This is a genomic window from Reichenbachiella versicolor, from assembly GCF_003171675.1.
Classification (GTDB): domain Bacteria; phylum Bacteroidota; class Bacteroidia; order Cytophagales; family Cyclobacteriaceae; genus Reichenbachiella; species Reichenbachiella versicolor.
The window spans coordinates 682,603-708,951 of record NZ_QFZQ01000001.1 but is presented as its reverse complement, the minus strand read 5'-3'; the positions used below and the strand labels follow the sequence as shown (position 1 = coordinate 708,951).

The 26,349-nt window shown below is 37.4% G+C and carries 12 protein-coding genes; 10 read left to right on the top strand and 2 right to left on the bottom strand.

Annotated elements, in window-relative coordinates:
• Window positions 1-46 precede the first annotated feature (46 nt).
• Both DKG80_RS02880 and DKG80_RS02875 read left to right on the top strand, forming a co-directional pair.
• Complete coding sequence (locus DKG80_RS02880; RefSeq protein ID WP_109829780.1) at window positions 47-895, top strand: SDR family oxidoreductase; 849 nt, start codon at window positions 47-49, stop codon at window positions 893-895.
• A gap of 358 nt (window positions 896-1,253) precedes the next feature.
• Window positions 1,254-5,324, top strand: a complete 4,071-nt coding sequence (locus DKG80_RS02875) for a hybrid sensor histidine kinase/response regulator transcription factor (protein WP_109829779.1) — start codon at window positions 1,254-1,256, stop codon at window positions 5,322-5,324.
• 195 nt (window positions 5,325-5,519) lie between these two features.
• Here DKG80_RS02875 and DKG80_RS02870 read toward each other — a convergent pair whose 3' ends face one another.
• A complete protein-coding gene (locus tag DKG80_RS02870; protein WP_162555644.1) occupies window positions 5,520-9,290 on the bottom strand; it encodes an Ig-like domain-containing protein in 3,771 nt (1,256 codons plus the stop codon).
• A 266-nt stretch (window positions 9,291-9,556) separates the two neighbouring features.
• The gene (locus tag DKG80_RS02865; protein ID WP_162555643.1) at window positions 9,557-10,765 is read right to left on the bottom strand and encodes an HYR domain-containing protein; all 1,209 of its coding nucleotides are present in this window, start codon (window positions 10,763-10,765) and stop codon (window positions 9,557-9,559) included.
• 383 nt (window positions 10,766-11,148) lie between these two features.
• Between DKG80_RS02865 and DKG80_RS02860 the strand changes: the two genes are divergently transcribed.
• The 8 genes from DKG80_RS02860 (at window position 11,149) to DKG80_RS02825 (ending at window position 26,311) form a co-directional block, all read left to right on the top strand.
• Window positions 11,149-11,952: a helix-turn-helix domain-containing protein gene (locus tag DKG80_RS02860; protein ID WP_109829776.1), complete on the top strand. Its 804-nt coding sequence runs from the start codon at window positions 11,149-11,151 to the stop codon at window positions 11,950-11,952.
• Between the two features lie 183 nt (window positions 11,953-12,135).
• Window positions 12,136-12,942: a helix-turn-helix transcriptional regulator gene (locus DKG80_RS02855; RefSeq protein WP_109829775.1), complete on the top strand. Its 807-nt coding sequence runs from the start codon at window positions 12,136-12,138 to the stop codon at window positions 12,940-12,942.
• A gap of 1,417 nt (window positions 12,943-14,359) precedes the next feature.
• Window positions 14,360-14,764 (top strand): hypothetical protein, encoded by a 405-nt coding sequence (locus DKG80_RS02850; RefSeq protein WP_109829774.1) that lies wholly within the window; start codon window positions 14,360-14,362, stop codon window positions 14,762-14,764.
• A gap of 434 nt (window positions 14,765-15,198) precedes the next feature.
• Window positions 15,199-16,755 carry a BspA family leucine-rich repeat surface protein gene (locus tag DKG80_RS02845; RefSeq protein ID WP_162555642.1) on the top strand — a complete coding sequence of 519 codons (1,557 nt, stop codon included), beginning with the start codon at window positions 15,199-15,201 and terminating at the stop codon, window positions 16,753-16,755.
• A 231-nt stretch (window positions 16,756-16,986) separates the two neighbouring features.
• Window positions 16,987-19,458, top strand: coding sequence for a hypothetical protein (locus tag DKG80_RS02840; protein ID WP_109829772.1), 2,472 nt, complete (start codon window positions 16,987-16,989; stop codon window positions 19,456-19,458).
• A gap of 157 nt (window positions 19,459-19,615) precedes the next feature.
• Window positions 19,616-21,031: a BspA family leucine-rich repeat surface protein gene (locus DKG80_RS02835; RefSeq protein WP_162555641.1), complete on the top strand. Its 1,416-nt coding sequence runs from the start codon at window positions 19,616-19,618 to the stop codon at window positions 21,029-21,031.
• A gap of 58 nt (window positions 21,032-21,089) precedes the next feature.
• On the top strand, window positions 21,090-24,260 hold the full coding sequence (locus DKG80_RS02830) for a VWA domain-containing protein (RefSeq protein ID WP_109829770.1): 3,171 nt from the start codon (window positions 21,090-21,092) through the stop codon (window positions 24,258-24,260).
• Between the two features lie 11 nt (window positions 24,261-24,271).
• On the top strand, window positions 24,272-26,311 hold the full coding sequence (locus tag DKG80_RS02825) for a BspA family leucine-rich repeat surface protein (protein ID WP_109829769.1): 2,040 nt from the start codon (window positions 24,272-24,274) through the stop codon (window positions 26,309-26,311).
• Window positions 26,312-26,349 lie beyond the last annotated feature (38 nt).

Below are 26,349 nucleotides of genomic sequence, written 5' to 3'. Positions count from 1 at the left end.
CGATATTTGTACAACCTCTAACATTAAACTTTAAAACACATAGAAGATGAAAATTGGAGTAACTGCTGCAAATGGACAACTGGGTACGGCAATCGTCAAAGCTCTTATCAAAGAGGTAGGAAAAGAAAACGTAATCGCTATCGCTCGAACTCCTAAAAAAGCTGAACACTTGAACGTGGAAGTTAGAAAAGGTAATTATGACAGTCCAGAAGAGTTTGATGAAGCTTTGAAAGGTATCGATCGACTATTACTTGTATCCAGTATGGATCTTCCTGACAAAAGAATTCAACAACATAGAAATGTAATCAATGCAGCAAAATCGAACGGAGTAAGAAAAATCGTATACACTAGTATCATTGGCAGTGAAATTAACACAGATTTCAGTCCTGTAGTTCAGAGCAATCGTCAAACAGAAAAGGATATACAAGGCTCTGGATTAGAATGGGCTATTGGTAGAAACGGAATTTACATCGAGCCTGATTTAGAATATTTGAGCACCTATATCAAGGAAGGTTGTATCAGGAACAGTGCTGCTGACGGTAAATGTGGTTACACAAGTCGGACGGAACTAGGCTATGCCTATGCTCAGCTTTTGACAAATGAAAGTGATCAAAAAATTTACAATTTATCTGGAGAAGCGATATCGCAAGACCAATTGGCTGAATTAATGAATAATGCGTTTGGAACTAACCTTAAATACAAACCTGTTACCGTTGAGGAATACCGAGTGGAAAGAGAAGTAGAACTCGGAGAATTTCTGGGTAAAGTTATTTCTGGAATTTACGAGGGTATTCGAAATGGCGACAACAATATTCCGTCAGACTATTTGGAAGCTGCCAGTAGACCTCATATACCTCACAAGGAAACCATAGAACTCTTCAAAAACAATAAATAGACTTGGTGTTAGTCATGTTTAAAAGGCATCTTTTAAAACACTTTGTAATTCATTGACTTTCTAACAATTAACTGACAAATTAAAAATTCTAGAACTATATCAAATCTACTTTCAAGTACATTATCAGAGTTCTTTTCGATATTATTTCTCCATTTTTAACTAGATAGGAAACTGATCAGGTATTTACAATACCTACTTTTAGGTTTCGCGTACACCTCGAACATTTCAAATCTAATACGACCTTAATCCCCCCTGTAATTCGATGTATTTTTTGTATTCAAAATTCATATTTAAAAAACGATATATGGGTATTTTTATGATAGTATAAGAATTAGATAAGACCAGACTATTAACTATCATGCTACGCTCCCTAATTGTAGTTCTAGGAGGCATTGTATCCATACTCCCCGCAATGTCCCAAACTCCCTCTATTCAAAAAATAGATACTCGAAACGGCCTATCACAAAATAATGTCGCCTGTATTCTACATGATCAATATGGGTATTCATGGTTTGGCACAGACGATGGACTCAATAAATATGATGGTTATGATTTTGTAACATTTCGAATAAACCTAAACAGCGACACTGGCCTTAGTAGTAACTTAATACTCACTCTAGAAGAAGCTCCTGATCAAAAAATATGGATCGGCACAGCAGACCAAGGCATTTGTGTATACGATCCTAAAACTGAAGTAATAAGACCTTTCAAACCTGATTTTTTACCTAATCATATTCTCAACCATCGTGTAATAGATTTTAAATTCATCAATGAAAACGTAACGCTTATTCTTACACCCACTAGACTTTTCGTCTATGACAAAAAGGATGGCGAATACCAGATTCGAAAGTTTGGGAATAAAAACCATTTAGAAATTGATGATGGTGTTTTTAAATTCATTCACCCTGTATCTGAAAGCAAAGTCCTTCTTGGTAGCATAAAGGGATTATACTATTACGAATGGAAGGAAGAAGAATTTGAATTCGAAAAAGTTCATTTGCTAAACCAAAAACACATTCGATCTATAATAGACACTCCTAATCATGGTCAAATCTATTCCATTGACAATTCTATTATCTACCGTGATTCGAATGGCAAATTGACAAACCTGATCGATGGTCAGTTTAAAAGTATGGTTCTCGATCATGAAGGAGATCTTTGGGCAGCATCGAAGCACGGTATCCATGTCTTTAAAGTAGACCTCATCAACCAATCACTATTACAAACAGCGCTATATACTGAATATGAAGACGGGGAACCTATCAATGGACGTGAAGCTTTAGATATGTCAGTTGATCACTCAGGTATCATTTGGGTGGGATTACGCGATGACGGTCTTATTAGAATTGACAAAAGAGGTAAAAACATTGCTCTATACAATGATTTTAACAATCGTCGTGTCAATTGTATTTATGAAGATTCTAAAAAAAACATCTGGGTAGGAACTACTGCTGGTGGTGTTTTCAAGGGAACAGTAAAAGAATATAATCACATAGCATTTACGCCAGTAGATTTTGAGTTTGAAGGAATTACAAAAGTACTTGCTATGACCGAGTTAAATATTGATAATCAAAACTATCTAGTAACAGGCACTCACTTCAAGGTCAATCATAAAAAACATATAATCCATGAAAATGGCACTCTTACCAATAGTGACATGTCTGCTGTATTAGATTCTGTAGTGTACGCCACCTATGCAATGATCTCTGATGAAGACTATCTATGGATAGGAACATACGGTCAAGGTTTAGCCAGGTACAATTACAAAATTGATGTATTGGATTGTTTTTTACCTTCCAATACAAATATCCCTTCTAAAATAGTTCGAAGTCTAATGAAGGACTCTAAAGGACGAATATGGGTCGGTACAGATAAAGGACTTTGTGTGATATCCAAAGGTCAACGAGATAGCGATTTACCTTCTTTCAAAGTATATACTCCTGACATACAAAACCCACATTCCATCTCTCATAACTATATTTTACCCATAACTGAATCTTCGACTGGTAAAATATGGATAGGAACTCTTGGAGGTGGGGTCAATATTCTAAATGAGAATACAGATACATTCCAAAAAATCACAACAGATGATGGTCTATCCAATAACAGCATAAAAGCACTTCTTGAGGATGATAATGGTAATATGTGGCTATCTTCCAATAAAGGTATATCTAAGATAGACTTGCCGAGCATGTCAATCTCCAACTTTGACTTGAATGATGGACTTCAAGACCATGAATTCACTGATCTGTCCATGTGTAAACTCTCCAATGGACATTTGGCGTTTGGTGGTGTAAATGGAATCAATGTTGTAGATCCTAATTTGATTCATAATGACATCGCAAACCCCAAACTTTTTTTCACTGATTTACAAGTTCTTAACCAACAAATTAGACCTAGTCAGAAAATCAATGGACGTGTCATTATAAAAGCCAACCTCAATGAAATCCCTAATCTAGAACTTCAATATCAAGAGAACAGTTTTGTAGTAGGGTTTACTGCACTTCAGTATTCTTCTCCACAAAAAGTCCAATATGAATACATACTGGATGGGTTTGATGATAATTGGATAAAAACAGATTGGAGATCTCGCTTTGCTAAATATACGAGTTTGTTACCCGGTGATTATACGCTTAGGATAAGGGCAATAAATGGTAATGGACAAAGAACTACTCAAGAACTTACTTTACCTATAAAAATCATCCGACCTCTTTGGCTGAGCAACGGTGCTCTAATACTATATACTATTCTAATTATCGGGGCGGTTGCGATGAGAAAGAGGTATTCTATCATTAAAACCAACACTAAGAACACTTTATTAGCGGATAGTATTGAGCGTGAAAAAACCAAGGAGCTAACTCAACTTAAACTCCGGTTTTTCACGAATATTTCCCACGAATTCAGAACACCTTTATCTATTATTCTAGGTTATCTAGATCAGCTGTCAGACCATTGGAATAAAAACGATAAAGAGAGTGCTAAACAAGACTTTTCGATCATCAAACGAAATGCCAATGTAATGCTTAGACTTATCAATCAATTGATTGATTTCCGAAAGTTTGAACAAGGAAAAATGTCTCTAAATGCTGCCAAGGGAGACATTGTGAGTTTTGTAAAAGACGTATATCGTTCGTTCCAAGTGTTAGCAGACCAAAAAGATATCACTTTGAGCATTGAATCTAGTACAGATAAAATAAGCCTTGTATTTGATCATGACATGATGGAGAAAATCCTAAATAACCTCTTATCGAATGCTCTCAAGTACACTCAAAATTGCGGTCATGTAGAAATATCAGTTTCAGAAGATTCAGAGTTTGTTCAAATTGAAGTTAGAGATTCAGGTGTTGGAATTCCTGAAGAAATGCAAAAGAGAATATTTGAACGTTTTTATGTCGCCAACTCTCTAAAAGATTCTAATATCAATAGTTCAGGAATAGGCCTTTCTTTTACTAAAAGTCTAGTTGATATGCATGGAGGTGAAATATCCCTTATTAGCAAAACAAATGAAGGAACGACCTTCCTACTAAAATTCAGCAAAAAACTAGAAGCGACCTTAGAGACTGAATTGATCACTAGACCTGAAATTGATGTTGAAGAGCTAGCTGTACAAGACATAGAAACGCCATCGAAACCGACTAGTTCTGAATCATTCATATATACAGTAATGATTGTTGAAGATAACCCTGAACTCTTGCAGTACCTCACTTCGAGTCTCAACAGTGACTATCAAACAGTAACTGCTAAAAATGGTAAAGAAGCACTTGATTTCTGTGCGGAACAAATCCCTGATCTCATCATTAGTGATGTAATGATGCCTGTGATGGACGGAATTGAGCTATGTAGTAAGATTAAAAACAACGAGAGACTAAGCCATATTCCTGTTGTTTTACTCACTGCAAAGACCTCAATAGAGTCGGAACTTCAAGGGTTTCAACATGGTGCAGATGCGTATGTGTCTAAACCTTTCAATATGACTGTACTTAAGGCCAGAATAAAAGCTATCGGGAAATCAAGACAGAATATTTGGACTCGATTTAAGGAAAATCCACTTTTTATTCCATCTAAATCTCAAGTAACAAGTGCAGATCAAAGTTTTCTGAAAAAGGTTTCTGATCTGATCGATGAAAACCTTTCAAAATCATCATTCTCTGTAGAACAATTAGCTTCTAATTTCAACATGTCTCACACCACTTTCTTCAAAAAACTCAAGTCTATCGTAGGTGTGACTCCTAATCAATATATGCGCTCCATTAGACTCAAAAAAGCAGCTGATATGCTGCTAGAAGATGAGTATAACGTAACTGAAATCATCTATAATGTAGGTTTTAGTGATCTACGCTATTTCAGAGAACAGTTCAAGAAGACCTACAATGTAACTCCTAGAGACTATCGTAAACTTCATAATAAAGCCAGTATGTCAACCCTATAGAGATATCAATAGATTCAAGTCAATAGAACAAGAGTCCAAACATCTACTTCGAAAGAAAAAAACCTAAAAAAGTAGTCTCTCTGTTCTCTATTTAAAAATCAAAAAAAGGGCAGTTAAAATCTATGTCATCAAGGTGACACAAATTGAAAACCGCCCCTAAAGACTATTAACTATTTATATACTTAGCTTATCTCTTTAGATAAGGTTAAGTCTCTTTACTTCGGTCTCACCATCTAAAGTCAAATGAATGACATATAGACCAGAGCCTAGACCTGATAAGTCAATTATTGGGTTTCTTTTGGATGCATATATAACCCTCAATAGTCTACCTGACATACCTAATATTCGAATCTCCGTTCCTTGCTTACAATTGATCTGAACTTCACCAGTAGATGGGTTTGGAAACACTTTCAATCCTCCCTCCAATGTTGCAATAGCTGACACCTCACCTGGATCTTCATCTATTTCTACCGTGATGGTCGATACAGCAGTGTGATTTCCATCTTGAGATTTTACAGTGATAGTTGCTGTGCCGCTAGCCATAGCTGTAACCATTCCTGAGGCATTCACTGTAACTACCCCATCGTCACTTGACTCCCATGTTACACTTTTGTTTGTAGCATCGCTGGGAGTAATTGTTGCTATAAGTTGTTCCGTTGCACCCTCAGACTCTAAGGTCACAGATTCTGCCGCAATCGAGACACCTGTTACGGCAATATCTGGAGTAGCAGATCCATCTATAGTCACAGTTAATTTAGCTACGGCCGTATAGTTACCATCTTTGGTTTTAACAGTAATGTCAGCCGTTCCATTAGCTACCGCAGTAACTAATCCTGATCCATCTACAGTAGCTACACCATCATCACTTGATTCCCATGTCACCCCCTTATTCGTAGCGTCAACTGGTTCAATTGTAGCTGTCAGTTGCTGCGTAGCATCCTTAGCATCCAAAGAAAAGCTCGTAATGGTAAGTGATACTCCAGTAACAGGAATATTAGGAGCTGAAGAAGCATCTACCGTACTCAAGACTTTATCATCATCATCAATATTAGAACTCCAATTTCCACCTGGAGGACGAATAGCGGTACTAAGTTTGTAGTCCGTACCTACTGCTAATGCAGCCGTTAAGGGAAGAGTAAGAGTAACTTGTCCCGATCCTTGTGTCACATCGTATTTGATATTAGTGATGAATTTATTTCCTACAGCTTCATGAAGAGCAAAATTGATATACCTGTTTTCACTTGCACTATATGAAATCACCGCACTTATTTCCGTCATACCGTTGGTCAACTGGGACGGAAAAGAAGAAAAACTGACTAAATCTTCAAGTGTAGGCAAAGTCTCAACTACATTAAAAGTCTCAACCTCATTCAAGACTGCTGAACCGTCAATACCACCATCTGGCCTTAGCTCCACTTTTACGCTATAATCATTGGCAAGAGCTAAAGATCCATCCAGCGCAATAGTCACAGTTGCCACGCTTTTACCAGCTTCAACTGAAACCGTTTTTGATTTTATCAACTCTCCCGTAGGTTGGTGAATTGCTACATAAATGTCACGAGCCTCATTCGCAGTATAGCTTACTTTCACAGGTATCTCATCGACAGTGTTCAATATAAAACCTGAAAAATCTACCACTCCTAAAGCCTCAGACCTTGACGTAATCCCTAGTCCACAAATATCTAAACTTACCCAACGACCTCGTGCAGTAGCAAAACCATCACCTTCTGGCACCAAATTGTTAGATACTTGATTAGATGTTACTCTGATTACATCTCCTTTTTTAATAGCGACAGGCGTATCGTTCATCACTAAATCTTCATAGGTATATGGAGGGATATCCGTATCAAATATTCTACTAGTCTGCTTTTCCCCAACTTTGACACCATTGACATAAACTGCATAAGTACATTCACCATCAGGTTCACTTACCGCCTTCACTGTAAAAGTCGCATCAGTATCAGCACCGTTATAAATTTCTTCTGCGGCGATTGGTTTTGTTTTACCATTATTCCCCCCGCATCCGATTACTTGTTCTCCTTTATTAATTCCATCTGCTGGAGTACCAGGTATCTTTCCTTTAGTTGCTGGGTCGAATCCTGCTACATTTGTCACGTCAAAGTCATGTGCTCTGACAGTCATACATCCATTGACAGGGATACAGGTAGGACTCATTCTAGCAGGAGTATGCGTTATTAGATCCTTTCGTTCCGCTATGGTGACACCATCTTGTTCCTTTACAAAAAGGAAGTAATCAATCGATGTTCGAGTGGCTCTACCGCTGATTGAAAAAGTATATTCCACGCCTGACTTAAGGTTATATACTGGAGTATATTTCTTATGGTTTACATCCATTTTGACAAATGCTCCCCAGTCTCCTTTAAGAGGTTTACCCCCATCATGTCCTCTACCGTACAGCTTGGTCCAACTAGTCAATAAGTTCATCGGAGTGGCGTTTCCAGAAGTGAAATCGCCCTGCATCTTCACATAGATATCATTACACTTGTCCCAGACTGCGCCTTGTAGGTTTTGAGCCATACGTCCGGTCAGTCGATAAGCTCCATCAGAGATAGGAGTAAACTTATACACCAATATATCATTACCTGAAGGATTACCATTCTCAGTACCTCCTGTGTACTCTAAGTATGTATCATTCAAAGGAAGAACCCCTGAAGTTCCCTCTACATATTGAGACCAACCTGGAGTTCTTACCTTCCATTTACCTAAATCAGAATTGGTGGCCTCTGCCTCAAATGCTATAAAGTCCTCTCCTACACAATAATCGGCAGCCTCTACTTCTCCTACTTGAATAGTTGCGCGAGCAACTTTACCATTGTCAGTGGTCGTAACTGTAATCTCCGCATAACCTATCTTATGTCCAGTAATCAACCCAGTAGCACTTACTGTAGCTACAGCCTCATTACTAGACTTCCACGCTACTGATTTATCTACTGCCGTACTTGGTTCAACTGTAGCAGTTAGCTGAAAAGTACCATTCAAATCCTTGATATGATGAGAAGTTGTATTTAATGAAACCTTAGATACTCTAGTAGGGTCAATCACCACTGGAATCTCTTCCGTTCCGATCCACTTTTCCAGTTTTACAGGATTTCCAAATTCATCTCCACGAACTCCATCTAAATCTGCACAGAAGTAATAGGCCATACCAGCATCCGAATAATCTGGTCCTCCAGGGTTCGCCTGCCCTTTAGTATAAACCCAATTTATATTTGGGTCTTTATGAGCTCCCATCCATGCCCAGTTACTCCATGCAGGAGCACTGAACTTATCTTTACTCTTATAAGCTTGAGACCCCTCACCTGTTCCATTTTGATCACTGATATGATTAAAGTTCACTTTAGTACCAAAAGCTGTTTTCATTTCATCCCAAGTCCAGCCACTATGTGCAGACTCTGCATGAAACCCAGACTTGGAATAGTTATCAGCATGTTTATCATTCCATACTGAATGAGAAATAACAGTTACATGGTTCAGTGAAGCAGGAGTCAAAGCATTCGCTCTATCCAAACCTTCACCAACCACCTGCATTGGTCCTGCCGCAATAATATATAACGGATCCTCGGCAGTAGATTTTACGATTTCATCTCTCATCGCATTATAGGCAGCTTCTGGATCAGATACCGCTGCTAAGAACTTTGTACTTTGAAATCCAAATCGTTCTCCTCCTCCTTCTGCACTTTCTTTCATGATCGCTAGATCGTTGTTTTCACTTGCCCAGACATGATCGGCATACGTATATAGAACTGTATTTTCTTGTAATCCAGCTTTCGCCAATATCATTAGGGTCATCATGGTGGCTTGCATGTCGTCATTATCATGCTTATTTCCATCAGAGCTACAGGCTATTCTTCCTTTGCCTTCCCATAAGTTGGATGCACCTGCAATTGCTCCAGCTAAAAAATAAAGACAGAGCACACACGTTAATAGTATTTTTTTGATTGTCATAGTCACATAATTTTTGGTCTTGAGAACCAAGGTATCTAGATGTGACTAAGTGAAATAGGGAGATAATTAAAGATAGGGTGGGTAAACGTACAAATGGGCTATATACCCATACATCAGTAGTTCTTCATCACAATTCTCAAGCCTTACCAAGATAGAAATGGTGCATATTTTAAATAAACCTCTACTTATATAGCACAAAAAAACTCGCACATCTATCAATCATTAAATGATTAGATATGCGAGTTAATTTTGATAAACAAAAAGCCTTATTCGTCAACTAACTTCCAAGTTCTGACCCAATCATACTTAGTGGTCCTTTGATCTAAAGTTCCATTGATGACAAGATTGTTATCATCATCCATAGGATTCCAATCATATGTTTCTATGGCCATTGTAATATGACCAGACAGATCAAAATCCGCCGGAGGATCAGTGATTTGGTGTATTAGTTTACCATCTAGGTAGAATAGAATTTCTGAAGGTGATTTCCACCAACATCCATAAACAAAGTATCTAGAATGATTTTTTTCTTCTAATAAAGTCTTAGCTGGGGAGTTTTGTGCTTCATCCACATCACAACTACGAGCATGTCTCCAAGTATTAGAATGAAATATATTATCCCATTTCAAAGCCCATGTTTCCGTTTCAGAGTGCACTCTTCCTACACACTCCTGTATATCAAGTTCCAACTTTCTAGTCGGACCCTCGGTACAACTCTGCTGAAATGCAATCCAGAAGGTAGATGACAATACAGTAGCATTAGCTTTCATCCGTGTCTCATAAAATTGCCCAGGACCAGCAGTGGCCTGTGAACGGATAATACACCCTCCATAATCGAAAGACACTAGATTACCTCCTATCGTTTTGGATTCAGGCTCTTCTAGTTTGAAAACCTCCACATTCATGTTCCCCTCTCCTACGCTTACATTCTCTGGTCTAAACAGTGTCGGTTCTCTACCATACCATTTAAAACCATCATCCTCTGGGTCTCTCCACCATTTGGAATCATCAAACTCCGTACCGTTGAATTCATCGGAAAGAGCATCAACTCTTTCCCATTTTTTACCCCCAGTATCTACACCTCCTATGACAAAAGGTTCCTCTAAACCTTCCAAATCTCTAATAACCGTAATATCAAAACTACAAGAACTTGTGTTTCCAGCTTTATCAGTTACTGTATAGACATTGGTAGTTGTCCCATCAGGAAAAGTTGAACCCGAAGGTAATCCTTCTACCAGTTTGGTAACAGGATCGTTGTCATCCGTACCTACTGGCGGATCAAAAGACACAAATGCCTGCTCAGAACCTTTTACCATGTGTTCTATGTTACTAGGACAACTGATAACTGGATCTATTTCATCTTTAACACCATTTTCTTCTTCTGTTCCATCACTATTATTTGTTTCACTCTCATCACAGCTCATAGCCATGACCAGAAAAGAAAAAATGAAGAACATCATCTTACTTCTTATCATCATACCTGCACTTAAAAATTGAATAAAATATCTACCACTAAGATAAATAGCCAAGTAAAAACCATACATGGTCAAAATAGAACTGTATCAGGAGTGATTTTGTACAACATGAAAAGCTATATGCAGCACCAATTGCTAAAACCTTATTATCAATTTTTAAAGAATTTATTAAAACAAGACAGCTTATTAAGCTGATACAATGTATTAGTAGCTGAATAAAGGTTCTATTAATTAGATTTTTTTTTATCAATATTAGATGCAAATTAGCATCCTGAATTTGTTGGCGTGAACATACATTCAGACCTCCCCAATCACGCACTAAACATTAATTTTCAAACCTAATTATCCATGAAAGAAGTATATATTTTTTTGAATCAGCATTCATGGAAAACATTATTATTAAACAGTACAAACCAAAAAAACTATCCAACTACATAGAACGAATTTCTTTTGGATATGCCAAAACGAATGATGTCAACCATTTTCAAATCCCCTTACCGTTTAACCCTTGGGTTATTCCTTTAAATGATCATGGGTTTTATTACAATGACGATTTCTTTGATAAACCCATTGTACAAAACATTAGCTTAGTACCGGCCACTTATAAAATGCCTCAAGGCTCACAAATGCTACTTGTGAGATTTTACCCTGGTAGTTTCTATCCTTTTTGGGATTTCAGTCTTAAAAAATATCAACCGATTCTAGATTTTATTCCCAATCAAGAGGATTGTGAAGATCCTGAGCGATTAGAAATTTGTTTATCACAAATCTATGACTATTTGGACACGAAGTTTTCTCAGTCGAGAGCTGATAAGGTAAATATTATAAAAGACCTCTACCAATATATAATCAATAACCCTGAGTCCACTATAGAGTCATTCTGTGATGAAAGAGAAATTAAGTATATGTCTCTTTACCGTTTATTTGGAAATAAACTAAACATGACACCAATGAAATTTGTGAGGTTATGTAAGTTTAGAGTAGCTAATTATCATCTATTTCATAGTAGTAAAAGCCTTACTGGTATAGGGTCAAACTCGGGATATTATGATCAGCCACATTTTGTAAAAGAATTCAAGCATTTCGTAGGAGTCACCCCAAAAGAGTACATTCAAATAATCAAACAAAATGAAATTTACTCTTCGTCTGCCTTTAAGGATTTTTCATTGCTTTATTTAGATATATAGTGTGTCTTTTCGGATTTTAAAGTAAAAAGAAGTTTTGATTTTTAAAGTATTTGATTGCAATTTCACGATCCTATTTAACCAGTATGGCCGTGACAAACTAGCTCAACCTCTCATTCAATATTCCACACCATGAATTATCCATAAGTACAGACTAAATAGAGAAAAATTTATCAATAAGTATTCATGGAAAACTTGATTCTTAAGCATTATAAACCTGAAAGACTCACATCATATATAGAACGATTTAGTTTTGGATATGCCAAAGAAAGTGACTTTGATCATTTTCAAATTCCAATCCCTTTTCATCCATGGATTATTCCTTTGAATAATTGTGGGTTCTACTACAATGATGAATTTTTCGATCAACCTACTGTTCAAAATATAAACCTAACGTCTTCAAAGTATAAGATACCTAAGGATTCTCAGCTACTTTCAGTCAGATTTTACCCATCCTGTTTTTATTCATTCTGGGATTTAGACATAAAAGGCTGTATGCCCATCACTGACTTTTCTTTGAGATATCAAGACCAAGATGATCCGAGTTATATAGAAAATTATATAACTCAGATATACGACTACCTAGAAACGAAATTTTCTCAATCGAGAGCAGATGAAGTAAGTATCATAAGGGACCTTTATGAGTATGTAATTAATTCACCTAAGGAATCAACAATAGAATCTTTCTGTGATGAAAAGAAAATAAGCTACATGTCTATTTATCGCCTATTTGGGCGAATACTAAACATTACTCCAAAGAAATTTGTGAGATTAGTCAAATTTAGAATTGCTAATTATCGTATTTTTCAGACCAATGAAAGGCTCACAAAAGTCAGCACCAATTCTGGATACTATGATCAGCCTCACTTTGTGAAAGAATTTAAGGATCTGGTAGGGGTTACACCGAAAGAGTATATTCAAATCATAAGACAGAATACGACATACTCCTCTTCTACCTTTTCGGATTTCGCAATACTGAACTTAGATCTGTAAACCACTTTCTATTCCAAAATCAACACAGCTTAATCCGAAATAAAAACACTGAAAATGCACCCAAAGAAATTCTTAAAATTTTAATTAAGTATTCAAGCTTTTGTATTGAAATTAAATCAATGAATTTCAGCAATGTACAGAAATAACTAGTATCAATTGAATAAGTTTTTATGATGGAACTTTCAACTTTTTAGTGTGTTGAAAGAAAAATACAATTATTAAAAAGGTATACAACGTAGCTTCGCGCACACCATTAAATAGCACAGAATTTTGCTAGTAAATAACCACGTTAAAATAACTGAGAAAAATATCTCCATTATAAGGTGAGCTTTAAATATTCATCAAGGCACTAATGGATTATAGTCTAACTAATAAATCATGAAATTATAAATATCTGTATGCCTTTGTAGGCAACTATGAACATTCCTTCTGAACTGTCAGCGCTTGTTGTTCATTTATTATACAGATAGAAAAATAAACATCGTAACTGATTATAGTTGAATAAAGCCGGATTTTGTCATTGGAGTTTCTTGTCGAAAATAGGTCACAAATCAAAACACAAGAGGAGCAAATTAAATTTCAAGGTGGTCTATGAAATTCTTCTTGTTGATTGAACAAATGTGATACTACATCGATATAGAATATTCTAATGTCACTTCCGGTATTTAGCGTCCCCCATTAGTAGATGTCTAAGTATCAAGAGGTGTACTTAGTTGATTCCGGTTGAATATCTGTATACTAATAGACCTACTTCTCAATCGATAAAAGACATCAACATTAAAAATCGACAACCTTTTAATTATCGATGAAACTTGGATAAAACCAGCATCACCTAAACTATCGCACTATTCTCTAGACGGATAAATTTTAAGCATGAGAGACTTCGTCATTTCGATGCTATCAGAATAATTCAATCATTTAGACAAGTTTAATTTCAAAGCCTTCCTTTTCAGTTAATTAGAGCGTTCTAACGCACAGCATAAGAAAAGCGAACAATTGTTGACAAAACTCAAGGGGAAATCATTTCTGGAAAACTATACCCCTCCACAAACTATTTTTATTGGCTCTATTCGAGTTTTTTTTTTCTGGCACATAGTTGTACTATAAGACGATTCACACTTTTTGCTTGAAGTTTTCCAAACTTGGGACGAATCTTCTAGTGCGTAAAGCGGGATAAAAGCAACACCAACCATTCAGTATAGATTATATTTTTTTCAATTTTTTACCCGTTGAAAGAAATATACAATTTTTAGAAATCTCTCCTGTTTAGATTCGTGTCTGCTGTCATGGTAGATGAAGTTTATTCTGTTTGGCTTTCAAACCAAGATTGTCATATAGCATACTTCTAATACCATGGAAGAATTACCAAAAACTCCAACCTACATCTTAGTAAAAAAATAGTCTAGTTAAATAGAATATGAATAACGATCCGATGTATGCTGTTCAAAGCCCTCAAAAGGTAGGAATTAATGGTCTTAAGGGATGGATATCAAAAGTTTTCTTTGGTAAAGGTTTTGAAAATGAAGTGGATGATTCTCTAGAAATAGCGAACAATCAAATGAAACTGATAGAAAAGCAAAACCAATTGATTATTGAAGGTATTAGTGCGGAAGCTATCGTAACCGAAGTCAAAAAAACTGGAAAGCTTCTAAACTTTACAGACCCTATCCTTACTCTTAAGCTAAAAGTAATACCAAATAGTTGTGTGTTTTTTGAAATAGAAACAACTATGGCTTTTTCTAATTTAACTATTCCTCAAGAAGGTCAAAGAATAGAAATAAAATATGATCCACAAGATAAATCGAGTATCGTGATTTTATGACTTTAGATATTCTAGCAATGCAAAACCAGCTGATCTGCCATAAATGAATTAAATAAGAAACTCTTTAAATAAAGGTTATAGGGTGTTATAAATTAGAGTTAAAATTGGATAGTCTATACTATCCAATTTCTCTATTTCATTGTAATAGAAGAAGACGTCATCTATCAAACTTAAATTATTTACCTGTGACCTAAACAGCTCTCCATCAAGTCTCTTGAGTTAAAAACAACCACCTTAATCGACATAAAAGAAATAGTATAATTCACTTAAAACAGCTTCAAAAAAGCACTTACTCACCTGTAGTTTAAGAATATTTTTTGTCAAAAAAGGCACTAGAAACAATAATGATTTCAATAAAAACGATAACGAAAACTACACTTCTTTCCGCAATTCTAATTGCTAAGGTTTTGATTAGTTGCGATACTAAAAAAACCATGGTATTAGAATACGACACGAATCTCTCTGCAGGTACGACTATCACACTGCCGCTGGACGGATCGACAAATATTACAGTAGACTGGGGAGACGGAAGGAAAGATCAAACCATTACCACTGCGGGAAACATCGACCACACTTACGCTGAAGAAGGTGTATATATCGTAAAGTTAGAAGGCACTTTGGAGCACTTTGGGAGTAAGGAAATGAAGGAAGAAAAAGCGGACAAATTAACCCGAGTTAGAAGCTTTGGAGAACTTAATCTAGTCGATTTATCATATGCATTTCATTGGGCCAAAAATTTAAAACAAGTTCCGAATATTATCCCTTCTACAGTTCATACGACAGCCCATATGTTTTTACTAGCTGAATCTTTCAATCAAGACATCAGCAATTGGGACGTTAGCAATATCACAAACATGAAGGGCATGTTTCATTATGCATCCTCCTTCAATCAGGATCTCAGCAACTGGGATGTCAGCAAGGTCACCGATATGAGTTTGATGTTTTGTAATGCTATGACGTTTGATCAGGACATCAGTAGCTGGGATGTAAGTAATGTCACAAATATGAGTTCGATGTTTAGCGGCGATACGAACTTCAATCAAAACATTGGAGATTGGAACACCAGCAAAGTAGTTAATATGAAAGCCATGTTTGAGGAAACGCCCAACTTCAATCAGGATATTTCCAGATGGGACGTTAGTAATGTCACAAATATGTCTGGCATGTTTCAGGAGGCAACATCGTTTAATCAAGACATATCGAATTGGGATGTTAGCAATGTCACTGACATGAGCTTCATGTTTGAGGAGGCCACAAAATTCAATCAGGATATCAATGGCTGGAATACTAGCAAAGTCACCAATATGAGATGGATGTTTATGGATGCATCATCTTTTAACCAAAATATCGGCGATTGGAATACAAGTGAAGTGACTACTATGCAGCATATGTTTAATGGTGCTATTGTATTTGATCAAAGCATAGGAAATTGGAATACTGGAAAGGTTACCACTATGGAAGGGATGTTTTCTGGTGCCGCTAATTTTAATCAAGATATAGGAAACTGGAATACTTCGACAGTCACCGACATGAGTGCTATGTTCTATGAAGCAGCTAGATTCAATCAAGATATTGGACGCTGGAATACGAGTGGGGTAAAATGGTCAACTCAAATGTTTGGTCACGCAACTGCTTTTAATCAGGACATTGGCAATTGGGATACCAGCAACATAACTAGTATGGATGATATGTTTTTTAAAACATCCTCCTTCAATCAAAATATCGGCAACTGGAATACGAGTAACGTCACTTCCATGAGAACCATGTTTTACAAAGCATCAAACTTTAACCAAGATATAAGCGACTGGGACGTGAGCAATGTAGAATATATGCAAGGTATGTTTCTGGGGGCTACAGCATTCAATCAAAATCTAAATAGATGGAATACTCAGAAGGTATTAAACACAGTAGCAATGTTCCAAGAAGCTTCATCTTTCAATAAGAGCTTCGTCAGTAGATGGAAAGTAGCTGATAAAGAAAACATGTTTTAACAACTCATCAAGTCTTTTTTAAACCAGTGAAATCAAACATGAATTCAAAAACAATTTTTGCGATAATATGCCTATTCCTGCTTAGCTGGAACACATATGCACAAATGATCCTACACTACGACACCCGTCTTTCATCTGGCACTACGATTACCTTACCCCTATGGAAAGATATTAGTACAATAAGGCAGGAAGTATTATACTCGGTAGTTCTACTCAAAACAGAAATAAGTAATGCATAATTTAATCCAACCAAATAAAATTACTTTGTTTCATGCTTCACTTTGCATATTAAGTATTACTGTTTCGTTAATTACAACCTCGGTACAAGCGCAAAGCGGTCGGTCTGACTATGATCTTGACAACGATGGCCTAATTGAAATCAATAGCCTGGAGGACCTATTCGAAATTGAAAACAACCTTGAAGGAAAGTCCCTCTATGGCAATTCTATGGGTTGTCCTGAAACAGGTTGTATTGGGTTTGAATTGACCCGGCATCTGGATTTTGACACCAACTCTGATGGTTTTGTTACTGCAGAAGATGATTACTGGAACCATGGTTCTGGCACTCGGCCAATTGGAGACGGCTCAAATAGTTTTTCGGCGGTTTTTGAGGGAAATGGTTATGAAATCAGAAACCTTAACGGAGGTGGCTTATTTATGTATGCCCGTGACGCAATGATTCTTAATTTAGGTATTGCAGGTAGTCAGGTACATATTTATGGTGGAAGTCAACTGGGAGGAATAGTAGGTGTTGGGAGGAATATAACTATTTCTAATTGCTATGTATTAGGCAATATTATAGGAACAGATAGGTTTGTAGGTGGATTAGCTGGCTATTTAGATGATAGTAAAATCATCAAGAGTTACTTTCAAGGCACGGTAGAAGCTGAAAAGATTGCTGGCGGATTAGCCGGACGACTGCAATCAGGTTTAGTGCTCAACTGTTATGCAAAAGGTGATGTAACCGTCCAATACTATCGTGCTGGTGGGCTGCTAGGAGTTGATACTGAAACACAAATTAAATATAGCTTGTATTCAGGGACGGTGAAGACCTTAACCAAGAAGAGTGGCGAAGGTACCATTGGTGGGCTAGTTGGCGGCAGACCAGACAGTGTAGTTAATAGTTATTGGAGAGTCAGTGAAACTAACCAATACCTAGATAAAAGAAATCCAGGTTATACTGACATTGAAATGCAATGCCCACAAAGACCAAATGACCCCGCGTGCTCCAAAACACTTTATGAGGGTTGGGACGCTACGGTTTGGGACTTTGGCCGTGCGTCCAACTTTCCGGCCTTGGTGATAAATGGCACTTCTCACCGGGATGATGATGGCGATGGTATACTGAACCATTTTGACAGGTTTCCTGACGACTATGATAACGACGGTATTTTAGTCCCTAAGGATAAATTCCCCCGTGACTTCGACAATGATGGCACCGACGACAACGAAGATCAGTTTCCTACAGACCCAAAGGAATACCGTGACTGGGATAATGACGGTATTGGCGATTCTGCTGACAAGGATGATGATAATGATAATGTACCAGACAAAAAAGATGCCTTTCCTCTTGACCCTAGTGGGCAGGTGAAGGCTGACGCAGTAGACAAGGACGGTGATGGACTAATAGAAATCTATACCCTCGAAGACCTGGATGCCATACGGAAAGAGCTGGATGCGGTACGTACCAATTTTAACATACTTCGGCTTCCAAAAAAAACGGCAGGTTGTCCCCGTCCTGGCTGTACCGGTTTCGAATTAGCCGCAGACCTGGATTTTGACACCAATGGAGATGGTGCGATCAATGAGCAAGATGCATTTTGGAACGAAGGTAAGGGCTGGGAGCCTATAGGCCGATATGACAATGAGTTTCAGGCTATTTTCGAAGGCAACGGATTCAGCATTAAGAATCTGTATATCAATCGCTCGACAAAACAAGATATCGGACTATTTGGTGCTATTAAGGATGCTAAAGTATCTAATATCCGTTTAGTTGGTAAACTACTCAAAGTGCACGGATACTCGAATGTAGGAAGCCTTGTTGGTTATGCTAAAAATAGTACTATTCACAACGCTTCAGTCACTGGCATCGTTGTTAGTGAGGATTCGGAAGCGGGTGTATTAGCAGGCCTAGTCGTTGAAAGCAAAGTCTCCAACTGCTCGGCAAGCGGTGCGGCTAAAGGTGAGGCGTCCTGTATAGGCGGATTAATAGGTTCACTAAGTGAGTTCAGTCAATTGGTCCAAAGCCATGCCAACAGTTCAGCTGAAGGTACCAGTTATAATTCGAGAGGTGTTGGTGGTTTGCTTGGGTGCGCATATTCTAGTGAAGTAATGCAAACCTTCTCCGAAGGAACTGCTAAAAGTAAAGGTAAGAAAACAGGCGGATTAATTGGATATGTGCAAGACAGCAGAATTATCGAAAGCTACACTAGATCCCATGTAGTCTGTGATGAAGTAACTGGAGGGTTAATCGGCTATCAGAGCCGCTTCCAAGAAAGTACTGCTGAGTCTAGTTTTTGGGATATTAATGTAACAGGCAAGACCAAAAGCAGTTTGGGAAAAGGGGTATTTTCAAATCAACTCCAATGCCCCATCAGCGTGAATGATCAAACATGTAAAGACAATCCATTCACCAATTGGAATGATAACATCTGGGATTTTGGAACCCAAAAGGACTACCCTGTTTTTGTTACCGATGACTAATTACCCTTTTCGTTTGTAAACATTTTAAAAAAATAAAACCATATCAATCAGCCATACAAAACAATAAAATATGACACTTACTAATACTTGTAAAAAAGTATGGTCATTCCTGATCACTATAACTTTTTTTCTAACATCCTACCAGCTTAGTGCACAAATGATCCTACACTACGACACCCGTCTTTCATCTGGCACTACGATTACTTTACCCCTGCATGGAAAAGTTGATGTATCAATTGATTGGGGGGATGGCAGTGCACTTAAGACCATTACAGAAGCAAGAAACATCCAACACTCATATGAAAAAAACAATAAATACATTGTGAAAATCACAGGTTCTTTAGAGCATTTTGGGTTTGAGAAAACTGGAAAAAAAGTATACAATGTCCTCAGAAATGAACACTCTTTAGTCAAGGTGGAGAGCTTTGGAGATTTAGGTCTAATCGATCTATCATACGCCTTTTATTCTTCCCAAAATTTAACTGAAGTGCCTTTTGATCTTCCCTCTACAGTGGCTAATACAGAAGGCATGTTTTGCAATGCAAATAGTTTTAATCAAAGTCTTGACTCTTGGGATGTTAGTAATGTCACTAACATGAGCTATATGTTTAGCAAGGCATCTTCCTTCAATCAAGATTTATCAAATTGGGACGTCAGTAATGTCACCAACATGTCAGGTATGTTTTGTAGGACTAAAGCGTTTAATCAACCTATAGGAAGTTGGAATACCAGTAGTGTAAACGATATGAGCGAAATGTTCTACTGCGCAGCCGCCTTCAACCAAGAGATTCTTGATTGGGATGTCAGTAATGTCACCAACATGAATAAGATGTTTGACAACGCAGTAGTTTTTAATCAAGATATTGGAAAATGGAATGTTGGTAAGGTCACTAACATGAAGAAAATGTTCTGCAAAGCAATTGCCTTTAATCAAAAGATAGGCGATTGGAATGTCAGTAATGTCACTGATATGAACGGAATGTTTTGGGAAGCGCAAGCCTTCAACCAAGAAATTGGGAACTGGGATGTCAGTAAAGTGACTGACATGAGCATGATGTTTAGAAATGCCTCTTCCTTCAATAAGAACATCGGTAATTGGAACACCCACAATGTCACAGACATGCGTTGGACGTTTTATGAAGCACTTGCTTTCAATCAAGACATAGGAAACTGGAATGTTAGTAATGTGACTAAAATGCACTATATGTTTTCAGGAGCGTCTTCGTTCAATCAAGATATAGGTCAATGGGAAGTCAGCAAGGTAAATAACATGAGTGAGATGTTTAGACAGACCACATTTAACCAGGATATAGGACAGTGGAATGTCAGAAATGTAACGAATATGATGGGAATGTTTAGGCAGTCCAGTTTCAATCAAAAAATAGGTAAATGGGATGTCAAAAACGTTACCAACATGAGGGCAATGTTCGCAGAATCTTTATTCAATCAAGATATTCATCACTGGGATGTGAGTAATGTTACCGATATGAAGGCAATGTTTAAGGATGCATCTATATTCAACCCAGATTTCATGAGAAGTTGGAAAACTCCTAATAGAGAGAATATGTTCTAACTATCTCTGTTTTTAGATAGTAAAAGTGTTGATTTTAAAAATTGGATACCGTGTTTTTATGAAAACAAAACCATTAGTCATTCTATGCTTACTATTTATGACTGTAAGCATTTCTCAAGCTCAGCAAAGAACACAAACAAATGAGCAAACAATCAATGCCTATATCAAAGCCTACATGTCTTTGTATCATAAAGCCACTGACTATACTTTTAAAACGCGCGGATACTTAGAAGCATCTCAAAATGATCGACCCCTACATAGTTTAGGCAATAAATTATTGCCGGTATTCGATTCTTTTCAAGAGTCTATAAGAAAAACTGCATCTCATCCTCAGTATCCTCAACTGAACAAAGACTTGCTCGGAATGTTGGAAGCCGTCATACAAATGAACCATGCCAATAATGCCAGTAAAGCCTTTTACAAGGAAGGAAATTCCCCCCAACAATATCAAGAACTAGCCAAATTCGAAAAAGCTAGTAACTCTATGCAAAGACACAGTCTTAGTTTTAGAAAAACAGTACTGTCGCACCAATCTAAGAATATAGCTTCAACCAGCAATTTGGATCAAGTTCTGAATTTAATGAATGAATTACTGGCCATTAATGCCAGTTTTCACCGACAAATAAGATACTATGGATTGCCTGATAGATCTGTAGATATTTCCATTCCTCAAGTAGAAAACTATCTCACCGCCATCCTAGAATGGCAAGAAAAAGTAAGGCGCATAAAAGCAGCAAAGAAGAATGATTTTCTACTGGATAGAACAACCAATTACGCTTGGAACAGCTTCAAATCAAGTGCCCACTCACTCGGCGGATCATGTCTAGCTCATCTAGATCTTAGTATGGATGAAAGGTTAAAAGACGTAGGGATTTTGAGCGTCCGGCGTCTCCAATCATTTACAAGTCAATATAACCGAGTGTTGAAAACAAATGACTTAGAAGCAAGTCACTTACGAGCAATTCCTGTATACATCGGCTTCCGTATAAGTTCTCCTCCAACTGATAACAGAGATAATAAAAATGACGAAAATGCAGTTTCCATAGATTTGTTCAAACCAAACCAAGACACACTGGAGGTAAAAGCTGCGGTTCGTTCACTCAATGCATATGTTCAGCTCCTTAGTTGGACATCTGGTTCTTATTCGCTTAATGATTACAAAAGGCTATTATGGAGTATAGAAAAAGAAAAAAAACGTACTATTGAAAATAGCCAAGCAGCCATCTTCCCCGAAACTTATCCTACTATCCGTCATATGGGCTATAAGCGGTCAGAGGTTTTTAAAGCTTTCTACTATGGTAAAGATTTGTACCCTGTTCACCGCAAAGAACTGCAAGAAAAAGCAGGAAATATTATTCGCAGTATTGAAGAACTAATTATAAGTCAAAATGCCCTAGATAGTTACCTTAAGGAAAAAAGGTTATCGGATGATTTAGAAGTGCTGGTAAAACGCTTGGCTAGTCATAGCCAGCAAGTACATCAGGTTCAAAGTCAAGTTAAGCGCATGTATTCTAGATTAAAGGAACTTCATTCCGAATACACTCAGAATATCACTTCCGTCAAAGCCTCTACAGCCCAAAAAGAAGCATTAAAAATATTGGAACTCTGCCAACCAGTAATACAGGCTATTCAACAGTTCGAAAAAGGAAACCCTCAGTCAATACTTAATCCTGACAACTTCACATCGCTAATAGATTATCGAGACAAAATCAACCAAGAATATGGCTCTGAATATAAAAGTTTAAGAACCATCGTTGACCATATTGAGAGTTTTGACCAAGCTAAAGGCAACTTTCGGGTTGATTTTAAAACCATCAGAGAGATCATTCTTCAATACAACTATTTAGTGTCCCATTACAATGAAACACTATCTGCTTATGATTTAGAAAAAATGCCCTTCATGCAAAATGACTTCATTATTAATCAAGGCATATTGGCAGGAGCCTATCAGGGTTACGAGGGCTATGTCCCTTGTGCTTGTGAAGAGAAGTCTAAAGTAGATCCAAAAGCCGCCCCGAATAACATAGGCATAGTCTTAAACTTATCTAGTGATGAAATGGAGAGCCGCAAGCATATGCTCAAAAGAGCGGTAAGACACTTGGCTCCTACTTTACGCCCTCAAGATCATGTGTTTATTGTCAACATAGCCATCGGTGGTTTTAATCATATTGAGGATAACCGATTTTTTGTAAAATCTGGAGGTTCTGCTGGGTATTATGACCTACCCACTTTCGACGGAAGTCAAAAAGAAAAAATTATTGAAGCCTTTGACAAAATAGTAGAATCACCATATCCTGGTTACAAACCCGTAGCTTCTTTTGAAGTGACTTACGATTTTTTGCAAAAAAACTTCAAAAGAGAAGGCAACAACCGACTGGTCTACATCACTGATGGATTTCGTGATCCTGTGGATCGAAACAAGTGGCACAATATGGTTTCCAACAAAGAAGCTGAAGGTGTAGACTTGTCTATTCTTAGTTTTGCCAATACCTACTATTCATGGAAAGACCTTACCACGCTTACTCGTTTTGCCAAAGGATTTTATATTCCAGTCAATGAAGACAACCTGAGCAAGCAATTGGTACAAGAATTTTGGCGCAAAAGAGAAAGTGAAGCCAAATATGCCAAAGAGCAAGAGCCCTGTGACTGTGAGCAGAGACGAACCCAATTCACAAGCATGGATGGATTTGCTCATAACAACCTGCTCCTTTTACTAGACGTGTCGGGGTCGATGAGCGATCAAAACAAATTGCCACTGCTCAAGGAATCCTTAAAATATCTCATCAGCATCATGCGTCCTGAAGATAAACTGTCCCTGGTAACCTACGCTGGAGAGGCTACGGTAATACTAAAACCAACTTCAGCTTCTGATAATGAGATTATAGAAGAAGCCTTGGATAAACTAAAGTCTAAAGGACAGACCAATGCAGAAGCAGGCATCAAACTAGCTTATAAAACCATTGGGAATAGTTTTTTCCCAGATGAAAACACACGAATCATACTCGCCACCGATGGGGAATTTCAATTGAATAAAACGATGACCAGTTGGGTAGAAAAAAATGCGCGCAAGGGAATTTACCTATCCGTCTTCAACTTTGGAGATGCAAAAACTCCTGTCAAAAACCTAAAGACGCTAACTAAAAAAGGACATGGAAATTTTGAGCACATCCAACCTAACAATATTGGCTTTAAACTGATCAAAGAAGCACAAAGTAAGTTATTGAAATAATTACCCAATAAATGAAAACAAACATAATCGGACAATTAGTTTTACTAATAGTCATCATCCCCCTGCTGATAAGTTGTAATGTAAGCTCTTCAGCAAAAAGCACTCCTCCAACTGTAGAATATGACACCAATCTCTTCATACTACAATATGACACTCGTCTCTCGTATGGCACTACCATTACTTTACCTCTTAACGGAGAAGTCAATGTCACCATAGACTGGGGTGATAGTAGTGCATTGCAAACCATTACTGAAGCCTCTATAGTCAAGCACACCTATGGATCAGATAGCCTATATACTGTGAGTATTTCAGGTAAACTAGAGCATTTTGGCGGTAGTACAAATGCTGAAAAACTCGTAGGTGTTATCAGTTTTGGTACTATTGGAATAACTGATTTGTCTTTCGCCTTCAGCAGTGCAGAGAATCTAGTCCTTGTACCTTCTCGCCTTCCTCCAATGGTAACTAACTTGGAAGGGATGTTCGATGAAGCTTCATTATTCAATCAAGATATTGGTGGCTGGGACGTCAGTCATGTAACGAATATGAAATCAATGTTCAGAAAGGCATATTCCTTTGACCAAAATATTGGTGATTGGGATGTGAGTCAGGTGACAGATATGAGCCGGATGTTTTATGGCGCCTCTGCCTTCAATCAAGATATAGGCAAATGGAATGTGAGTAAAGTGACAAACATGAGCGGCATGTTTTCTGAAGCACCTGCATTTAACCAAGCTATTGGAAAATGGAATACAAGTAATGTCACCAAAATATCAAGTATGTTTTTTGAAGCATCCTCTTTCAATCAAGATATCAGTAGCTGGGATGTAAGTAAAATAACAGACATGAGCTGGATGTTCTCTAATGCATCTTCCTTCAATCAAAACATAGGGAATTGGGAGGTAAGTCAAGTAACCAATATGTATGCTATGCTTTCTGGAACCGATTCCTTCAATCAAGACATAGGTAAATGGAAAGTAAGCCAAGTAACCAATATGAAAGGAATGTTTCAAGAAGCGACTGCTTTCAATCAAGACATTAGTAATTGGGATGTCAGCATGGTAACTGATATGTCGTCAATGTTCTTCGGTGCTTATTCTTTTAATCAGAACATTAGTTCTTGGGACGTGAGTAAGGTCACCAATATGATTTGGATGTTTAGAGAAGCATCTTCGTTCAATCAGCCTATAGGAAGCTGGAATACAAGTAATGTCGAGGCTATGTTTGAAATGTTTAAGGAAGCTACTTCCTTCAATCAGAATATAGGAACTTGGAATACCAGCAAAGTAACCATAATGAGCGGGATGTTTAAGGATGCTTCACAGTTTAATCAGAATATAGGAGGATGGAATACGAGAAATGTTAAAGAGATGTCTGAAATGTTTTATGGAGCTACTGCCTTTAATCAGGATATTGGAGACTGGGACGTCAGTAATGTCATTGATATGAGTTGGATGTTTTGCAGCGCTAAAGTTTTCAATAAAGATATTGGTCCTTGGGATGTCAGCCAGGTTAATGACATGACTGCTATGTTTATAAAAGCTTACTCTTTCAATCAGGATATTAGTGGCTGGAATACCAGCCAGGTGACTAATATGAAGGCTATGTTTGAAGAAGCTTACTCTTTCAATCAGGATATTGGTAACTGGAATACCAGTCAGGTGACTAATATGAATGGCATGTTTACTAAGAATGCAGTATTCAATCAAGATATAGGTAACTGGGAAGTAGGCCAAGTAATCAATATGGGAGAAATGTTTCAAGAAGCGACTGCTTTCAATCAAGACATTAGTAACTGGGATGTCAGCAAGGTAACAAAAATGAATAGCATGTTTGAGGCATCCGGATTCAATCAAGACATTGGTAATTGGAATGTAAGTAACGTCTCCAGCATGAAAAAGATGTTTTTTAAAGCAGAATCCTTCAACCAGGATCTAAGTGACTGGAGGGTCAACCAAAAAACTAATACACGAAACATGTTTTATGGAGCTACTTCATTCAACCCAGCATTCATTGACAATTGGAACATATCCAATAAAGAAGATTTGTTCTAATCCCTCGCTTCTTCATTACAAAACTCTTCAGATCATAT

Excerpts from the sequence above, each read along its gene's own strand:
- DKG80_RS02880 (WP_109829780.1), top strand. The coding sequence starts at position 47 with ATGAAAATTGGAGTAACTGCTGCAAATGGACAACTGGGTACGGCAATC.
- DKG80_RS02875 (WP_109829779.1), top strand. The coding sequence starts at position 1,254 with ATGCTACGCTCCCTAATTGTAGTTCTAGGAGGCATTGTATCCATACTC.
- DKG80_RS02870 (WP_162555644.1), bottom strand. The coding sequence starts at position 9,290 with ATGACAATCAAAAAAATACTATTAACGTGTGTGCTCTGTCTTTATTTT.
- DKG80_RS02865 (WP_162555643.1), bottom strand. The coding sequence starts at position 10,765 with ATGATAAGAAGTAAGATGATGTTCTTCATTTTTTCTTTTCTGGTCATG.
- DKG80_RS02860 (WP_109829776.1), top strand. The coding sequence starts at position 11,149 with ATGGAAAACATTATTATTAAACAGTACAAACCAAAAAAACTATCCAAC.
- DKG80_RS02855 (WP_109829775.1), top strand. The coding sequence starts at position 12,136 with ATGGAAAACTTGATTCTTAAGCATTATAAACCTGAAAGACTCACATCA.
- DKG80_RS02850 (WP_109829774.1), top strand. The coding sequence starts at position 14,360 with ATGAATAACGATCCGATGTATGCTGTTCAAAGCCCTCAAAAGGTAGGA.
- DKG80_RS02845 (WP_162555642.1), top strand. The coding sequence starts at position 15,199 with ATGGTATTAGAATACGACACGAATCTCTCTGCAGGTACGACTATCACA.
- DKG80_RS02840 (WP_109829772.1), top strand. The coding sequence starts at position 16,987 with ATGCATAATTTAATCCAACCAAATAAAATTACTTTGTTTCATGCTTCA.
- DKG80_RS02835 (WP_162555641.1), top strand. The coding sequence starts at position 19,616 with ATGATCCTACACTACGACACCCGTCTTTCATCTGGCACTACGATTACT.
- DKG80_RS02830 (WP_109829770.1), top strand. The coding sequence starts at position 21,090 with ATGAAAACAAAACCATTAGTCATTCTATGCTTACTATTTATGACTGTA.
- DKG80_RS02825 (WP_109829769.1), top strand. The coding sequence starts at position 24,272 with ATGAAAACAAACATAATCGGACAATTAGTTTTACTAATAGTCATCATC.